The sequence below is a fragment of the Streptomyces sp. NPDC055189 genome (assembly GCF_053606765.1).
In genome coordinates this window covers 22,891-29,895 of the sequence record NZ_JBSGSG010000104.1, presented here as the reverse complement: position 1 = coordinate 29,895, position 7,005 = coordinate 22,891, and the positions used below count along the sequence as shown (strand labels likewise).

Annotated in this window: 5 protein-coding genes; 3 read left to right on the top strand and 2 right to left on the bottom strand. The window is 71.1% G+C overall.

What is annotated here, in order from left to right; genetic code table 11:
- Positions 1-100: 100 nt before the first annotated feature.
- Positions 101-871 (bottom strand): hypothetical protein, encoded by a 771-nt coding sequence (locus tag ACWFR3_RS41170; protein ID WP_453739841.1) that lies wholly within the window; start codon positions 869-871, stop codon positions 101-103.
- Positions 872-1,025: 154 nt separating this feature from the next.
- Positions 1,026-2,726 (bottom strand): PucR family transcriptional regulator, encoded by a 1,701-nt coding sequence (locus tag ACWFR3_RS41165; RefSeq protein ID WP_453739840.1) that lies wholly within the window; start codon positions 2,724-2,726, stop codon positions 1,026-1,028.
- A 347-nt stretch (positions 2,727-3,073) separates the two neighbouring features.
- On the opposite strand from ACWFR3_RS41165, the gene ACWFR3_RS41160 reads away from it, so the two are divergent.
- From ACWFR3_RS41160 to ACWFR3_RS41150, 3 genes are read left to right on the top strand one after another with little or no spacing between them, the layout of a single operon-like run.
- The gene (locus ACWFR3_RS41160) at positions 3,074-3,964 is read left to right on the top strand and encodes an FAD binding domain-containing protein (RefSeq protein ID WP_453739839.1); all 891 of its coding nucleotides are present in this window, start codon (positions 3,074-3,076) and stop codon (positions 3,962-3,964) included.
- A complete protein-coding gene (locus ACWFR3_RS41155; protein ID WP_453739838.1) occupies positions 3,964-4,557 on the top strand; it encodes a (2Fe-2S)-binding protein in 594 nt (197 codons plus the stop codon). The genes ACWFR3_RS41160 and ACWFR3_RS41155 overlap by 1 nt, the downstream gene beginning before the upstream one ends.
- A gap of 2 nt (positions 4,558-4,559) precedes the next feature.
- The gene (locus ACWFR3_RS41150) at positions 4,560-6,950 is read left to right on the top strand and encodes a xanthine dehydrogenase family protein molybdopterin-binding subunit (RefSeq protein WP_453739837.1); all 2,391 of its coding nucleotides are present in this window, start codon (positions 4,560-4,562) and stop codon (positions 6,948-6,950) included.
- Positions 6,951-7,005 lie beyond the last annotated feature (55 nt).

Below are 7,005 nucleotides of genomic sequence, written 5' to 3'. Positions count from 1 at the left end.
GGGCTGGATCTATCCAGCCCGGCCGACATCATTCAGCCTGTCCGGCGTTTGAGGACGAACTCGGCGAAGCCGGTGATTGCGGCCACCAAGAGCCGGAGGCCTACGCCGCAGGCGCCGGCGGCGCAGGCGGCGTCAAATGCTGCGCCAGCCATGACGGCACCCCGCCCATCAGGCGGAACAGGCGAGCCGCCTCGGCCCGGAGGCGGCCCGCCTCCGGCTCCGGCTCCGCGTCGGCCAAAGCGGCCAGCGCAGGCGCCGTCCCCACCAGATAACCCAGCTCCTCCCGAATCCGCAGCGACTCCGCAAAGCCGTGCCGCGCCTCCGCCAACTCCCCCTCCCGCAGGGCGATTCCGGCCAGGTGGCGCCAGGTGAAGGAGAGGAGGAGGGGGTCGGAGTGCGCCGTCGCTCCCGCGTGCGCACGCCGGTACGCGGCCCGCGCCGCCTGCGGCGAGTCCGCGATGTGCTCGGCGATCAGGCCCCGGCGGAAGTCGAGGAGAGGGCGCCCCGAAGCATTGGGGGCGAGCAGCGCCGCCGCCCGCCCGAGTGCCGTACGCGCCTCGTCCGCCCGGTCCCGTACGGCAAGGACCGTAGAGGCGTACGCCAGTTGACCGCGCTCGCACGCCGCCGCCCCGCGGTCCTCGTCCGCCACGGCAAGCGCCTCCGCCGTACGAAGGCCGTCCTCCGCCTCTGCCCATCCCTCGCCCGTGAACAGGCACCGCTCCACCAGGAGTGAGGTTCTCTGCAGTGCGGGACCAGGCCCCTCGCGCGAGGCGAGCAGCGCGGCCGCGTCGGTCCAACAGCCGCGCGAGCGCAGCCGCCATACCGCGGTCTGGAGTGGATCGTCCCCTGCAGTCGTTCCGGTACCAGACATGGCGGGATGCGCCACGTTGCCCTCCCCGAGCACGCCATTGAGCTGTTGAGTCGTGGGCGCATCTCAGCACGGATCGGCGCACCCGGCCAAGAGGCTGGGTGAAAGAATTCACAAAGGGCGTGTCATGAAAGGGGTTTGCCCGGGGCCGCCCGCGTCAGCTCATTCGCAGTGCCAGGAAGAAATCGAGCTTGTCCTCGAGGCGCGAGAGGTCACGGCCCGTCAACTGCTCTATACGGCCGACGCGGTAGCGCAGCGTGTTGACGTGCAGGTGGAGGCGGGCCGCACACCGCGTCCAGGAACCGTCGCAGTCCAGGAACGCCTCCAGGGTCGGAATGAGCTCCGCCCGGTGGCGCCGGTCGTAGTCCCGCAGCGGGTCCAGGAGGCGGGCCGTGAACGCCCGGCGCACGTCGTCCGGGACGAAGGGCAGCAGCAGGACGTGCGAGGCCAGCTCCTGGTGGCCGGCGGCGCAGACCCGCCCCGGACGCGCCGCCGCGACCCGGCGGGCGTGCCGCGCCTCCTCCAGGGCGCCGCGCAGCCCCTCCGCCGAGTGCACGGAGGCGCTGACGCCGAGCGTGAGGCGGCCGTCGCCGTCGAGGCCCGCCGACAGCGGGTCGCGGACGGACTGCAGGAGGGAATCGGCGAGCAGGCCCGTCTCCGAGCCGTCGTGCTCCGAGGAGACCGCGGGCAGCGGCACAAGCGCGATCGCCTCGTCACCCGTATGGGCCACCGCGATGCGGTCGGACGGTTCGGGGCCCGCCGACAGGGGGTCGACGAGGATTTCCTCCAGGAGGGACTGGGCCACCGGGCCGCCCTCGATCTCGCCCCCGTCCCACTCGACGCGGGCCACCACCACCTGCCAGTGCGGCGCCGCGCCGAGGCCGGGAAGCAGCACGGGGGCGGCGACCCGCAGGCGCGCCGCGATCTCCGCCGGGGCCGCGCCCGTCTGGACCAGTTCGAGGACCTCCTGGGCCAGCCTGCGCCGCACCGTGCGGGCGGCGTCGCGCCGGTCACGCTCCACGGCGATCAGCTGGGTGACGCCCTGCAGCAGGTCGAGCCGCTCCTCGGGCCAGTCGCCCGCGTCCGCCTCGACCGCGAGGAACCAGTCCGAGAGGACCGTCTCACGCACGTCGCGCAGGGCCGCCGTGCTCGCCGCCGCCGCGGCGGAAGCCGAACCGCGCCCACTGCTCCGGATGGGGAACAGGGAGTACGTCGTGCCGTCCACCTGGACCCTGTGCGGGCCGCGCCGCCCCGTGCGGACGGCGGCCAGGTGTTCGGCCGCCAGGCGCCCGCAGACCGCCGTGGGCAGGGCGGGGCCCGCCGCGCTCGACCCCGCGATGGCGCGGCCCGCGGGGGACAGGACCCAGGCCCGCAGGTCCAGGTCGGAGCCGAGCAGGTCGAGGACGACGTCGGGGCCGCCGCCCGTGGGGCCCGAGGTCATCAGCCTGCGGTGCCGGTCCACGACGGCCGCCAGGTCACCGGCCCGCTCGCCGGAGACCTGCCGGACCACGTGCTCGGTGATCGTCGCGAAGGCGACGGACTCGTTGACGGCGAACAGCGGCAGACGGTGCCGCTCGCAGGCCTCGACGATGTCGTCCGGGATGTCACCGAGCTCGGCCTCGCCCGCGGCGAGCGCCGCCACTCCCGCGCTCGCGAGGATGCGTACGAAGGGTTCGGTGTCCGATGCGTCGCGGCGCCAGGCGAGGCCCGTCAGGACCAGCTCGCCGCCCGCGAGGTACCGGCTGGGGTCGCGCAGGTCCGTGGTCATCACACCGCGCACGGTGCGATCGAGCTCTTCCTCACCGCCGAGCAGCCGCAGGCCCAGCGCGTCGGTGTCAAGGAGTGCGCGCAGCCGCATGGTCGTCGCCGCCGATCTTGTCTCGAATGGGATGTACAGACAGTCCGGGTGTGTCGACTCTGTGTCGCCAACCGTCCTCCCGGACCCCGGTGCCCTGGGAGCCCTCCGGTTTCCGGGGGAATCCGCGAGGTTACTGAGGCCCGTTCTTCATACGAATCTACAAGACGCGCGCCTTGGCCAGCGAACTCCTTCATGGTTTCGGTGACTGACCCCATCGGACGACGGGGCGGTGTACTTGGCCCACTCCGCGTTAACAGCACATGAACGAGCAGTCGAGAGGCCTCCGGTCCGACTTGGCTGGATCTTCTCGAACGTACGACCCTCGATATGAAGAAGAAGAGAGCCTCATGGACTTCCTTCGCCCCGCCAGCTGGGAGGAGGCGCTCGCCGCCAAGGCCGAGCACCCCACCGCTGTGCCGATTGCGGGTGGCACCGATGTGATGGTCGAGATCAACTTCGACCACCGTCGTCCCGAGTACCTGCTTGACCTCAACCGCGTCGCCGAACTGCGCGAGTGGGCGGTGGGCGAGGAGACGGTCCAGCTGGGCGCCTCGGTTCCGTACACCACGATCATGGAGGAGCTGCGCACCGAGCTTCCCGGCCTCGCGCTCGCCTCGCACACGGTCGCTTCCCCGCAGATCCGCAACCGCGGCGGCGTCGGCGGCAACCTCGGCACGGCGTCGCCGGCCGGTGACGCCCACCCCGCGCTGCTCGCCGCCGACTGCGAGGTCGAGGTGGAGTCCGTACGCGGCTCGCGCCTCATCCCGATCGACGAGTTCTACACCGGCGTGAAGCGCAACGCGCTCGCGCAGGACGAGCTGATCAAGTCCGTCCACATCAAGAAGGCGGACGGCCCGCAGCAGTACTCGAAGGTCGGCACCCGCAACGCGATGGTCATCGCCGTGTGCGCCTTCGGCATCGCGCTGCACCCCGAGACCCGGACCGTGCGGACCGGCATCGGCTCCGCCGCCCCGACGCCCATCCGGGCGAAGGCGGCCGAGGAGTTCCTGAACGCCGCGCTCGAAGAGGGCGGCTTCTGGGACAGCAAGAAGATCATCACCCCCTCGATCGCCAAGCAGTTCGCGGAGCTCGCCTCCGGAGCCGCCAACCCGATCGACGACGTGCGCGGCACGGCGAACTACCGCCGCCACGCCGTCGGAATCATGGCCCGCCGCACGCTCGGCTGGACCTGGGAGTCGTACCGCGGCAACGACCGCAGCACTGAGGGAGTCGCATAATGCGCGTGAACTTCACGGTCAACGGCCGTCAGCAGGAAGCCGACGACGTCTGGGAGGGCGAGTCCCTCCTCTACGTCCTGCGTGAGCGCATGGGGCTTCCCGGTTCGAAGAACGCCTGCGAGCAGGGCGAGTGCGGCTCCTGCACCGTCCGCCTCGACGGCGTACCGGTGTGTTCGTGCCTGGTCGCCGCCGGACAGGTGCAGGACCGGGAGGTGGTGACCGTCGAGGGCCTGGCGGACTACGCCAAGCATCGCGACGACGCCCACCCGGGCGGCGCCTGCGGCTCCGTCTGCGGCGGCACCAGCCTCCAGGAGGCCCGCCAGTGGCAGGCCAAGGGCACCGACGGCCAGACCGGCGAGGGCGGTGAACTCTCCGTGATCCAGCAGGCGTTCATCGACGCCGGCGCCGTCCAGTGCGGTTTCTGCACCCCGGGTCTGCTCGTCGCGGCCGACGAGCTCCTGGAGCGCCACGCCTCGCCGTCGGACGCCGACATCCGCGAGGCGCTCTCCGGCAACCTCTGCCGCTGCACCGGTTACGAGAAGATCCTGGACGCGGTCCGCCTGGCGGCCGCCCGTCAGGAAGAGACGGTCTGATCATGGCTGGAACCAAGACCACCACGGGCGCGCCCACCGAAGTCACCCAGAAGCACAACAAGGGCGGCATCGGCGAGTCCACGCTCCGCCCGGACGGCACCCTCAAGGTCACCGGCGAGTTCGCCTACTCCTCGGACATGTGGCACGAGGACATGCTCTGGGGCCAGACACTGCGCAGCACCGTCGCGCACGCCGAGATCGTGTCGATCGACACCGTCGAGGCCCTCAAGACGCCGGGTGTCTACGCCGTCCTGACGTACGACGACCTGCCTGCCGAGATGAAGAACTACGGCCTGGAGCTCCAGGACACCCCGGTCCTCGCCCACGGCAAGGTCCGCCACCACGGTGAACCGGTCGCCCTCGTGGCCGCCGACCACCCGGAGACCGCACGCCGTGCCGCCGCGAAGATCGTGGTCGAGTACAAGGAACTGCCCCTCATCACCGACGAGGCATCGGCGACCGCGCCGGACGCCGTCCTCGTGCACGAGGGCCGCAGCGACGAGTACATCAAGCACGTCCCGCACCCGAACATCGTGCACAACCAGCCGATCATCCGGGGCAACGCCGAAGAGGCCGCCAAGAAGGCCGACTTCATCGTCAAGGGCGAGTACACCTTCGGCATGCAGGACCAGGCCTTCCTCGGCCCGGAGTCCGGCCTCGCCGTACCGGCCGAGGACGGCGGCGTCGACCTGTACGTCGCCACCCAGTGGCTGCACTCGGACCTCGAACAGATCGCCCCCGTCCTCGGCCTGCCCGAGGACAAGGTGCGCATGACGCTCTCCGGCGTCGGCGGCGCCTTCGGCGGTCGCGAAGACATCTCGATGCAGATCCACGCCTGCCTCCTGGCGCTGCGCACCGGCAAGCCGGTCAAGATCGTCTACAACCGCTTCGAGTCCTTCTTCGGCCACGTGCACCGCCACCCGGCGAAGCTCTACTACGAGCACGGCGCCACCAAGGACGGCAAGCTCACGCACATGAAGTGCAAGATCGTCCTGGACGGCGGCGCCTACGCGTCGGCATCCCCGGCGGTCGTGGGCAACGCCTCGTCCCTCTCGGTCGGTCCGTACGTGATCGAGGACGTCGACATCGAGGCGATCGCCCTCTACTCGAACAACCCGCCCTGCGGCGCGATGCGCGGCTTCGGCGCCGTCCAGGCCTGCTTCGCCTACGAGGCCCAGATGGACAAGCTCGCCGACAAGGTGGGCATGGACCGGGTCGAGTTCCGCCAGCTCAACGCCATGTCGCAGGGCACGCTCCTGCCGACGGGGCAGCCGGTCGACTCGCCGGCCCCGGTCGCCGAGATCCTGCGCCGCGTCAAGGCCCGCCCGCTGCCGCCCGAGCGCCAGTGGGAGTCCAGCGAGGGCGCGGACGTCCGCGCGCTGCCCGGCGGACTCTCCAACACCACGCACGGCGAAGGCGTCGTCCGCGGCGTCGGCTACGCGGTCGGCATCAAGAATGTCGGCTTCTCCGAGGGCTTCGACGACTACTCCACCGCCAAGGTGCGCATGGAGGTCATCAACGGCGAGCCGGTCGCGACCGTGCACACCGCGATGGCGGAGGTCGGCCAGGGCGGCATCACCGTCCACGCGCAGATCGCCCGCACCGAGCTCGGCGTCCAGCAGGTGACCATCCACCCCGCCGACACCCAGGTGGGCTCGGCCGGTTCGACGTCCGCGTCCCGTCAGACGTACGTCACCGGCGGCGCGGTCAAGAACTCCTGCGAGCTCGTCCGCGAGAAGGTCCTGGAGATCGGCCGCCGCAAGTTCGGCTCGTACCACCCGGCATGGGCCACCGCCGAACTCCTCCTGGAGGGCGGCAAGGTCGTCACCGACGGCGGCGAGACCCTCGCGGACCTGGCCGAGCTGCTCGAAGGCGAGACGGTCGAGATCGAGGCCGAGTGGCGCCACCGTCCGACCGTGGCCTTCGACAAGAAGACCGGCCAGGGCAACGGCCACGTCCAGTACTCGTTCGCCGCGCACCGCGCGGTCGTCGAGGTGGACACCGAGCTCGGCCTGGTCAAGGTCATCGAGCTGGCCACCGCCCAGGACGTCGGCAAGGCGCTCAACCCGCTCTCCGTGGTCGGCCAGATCCAGGGTGGCACCACCCAGGGCCTGGGCGTCGCGGTGATGGAGGAGATCATCGTCGACCCGAAGACCGCGAAGGTGCGCAACCCCTCCTTCACGGACTACCTCATCCCGACCATCCTCGACACGCCGACCATCCCGGTCGACGTGCTCGAACTGGCCGACCCGAACGCGCCCTACGGCCTCCGTGGCATGGGCGAGGCCCCGACCCTCTCCTCGACTCCGGCGGTCCTCGCGGCCATCCGGAACGCGACGGGTCTGGAGCTGAACAGGACGCCGGTCCGCCCGGAACACCTCACGGGTACCTGACCGGCACCTGATCCCGCGATCTCTCCGGGCGGTGTGTGCCTCCCAAGGAACGTCA

Excerpts from the sequence above, each read along its gene's own strand:
- ACWFR3_RS41170 (WP_453739841.1), bottom strand. The coding sequence starts at position 871 with ATGTCTGGTACCGGAACGACTGCAGGGGACGATCCACTCCAGACCGCG.
- ACWFR3_RS41155 (WP_453739838.1), top strand. The coding sequence starts at position 3,964 with ATGCGCGTGAACTTCACGGTCAACGGCCGTCAGCAGGAAGCCGACGAC.
- ACWFR3_RS41160 (WP_453739839.1), top strand. The coding sequence starts at position 3,074 with ATGGACTTCCTTCGCCCCGCCAGCTGGGAGGAGGCGCTCGCCGCCAAG.
- ACWFR3_RS41165 (WP_453739840.1), bottom strand. The coding sequence starts at position 2,726 with ATGCGGCTGCGCGCACTCCTTGACACCGACGCGCTGGGCCTGCGGCTG.
- ACWFR3_RS41150 (WP_453739837.1), top strand. The coding sequence starts at position 4,560 with ATGGCTGGAACCAAGACCACCACGGGCGCGCCCACCGAAGTCACCCAG.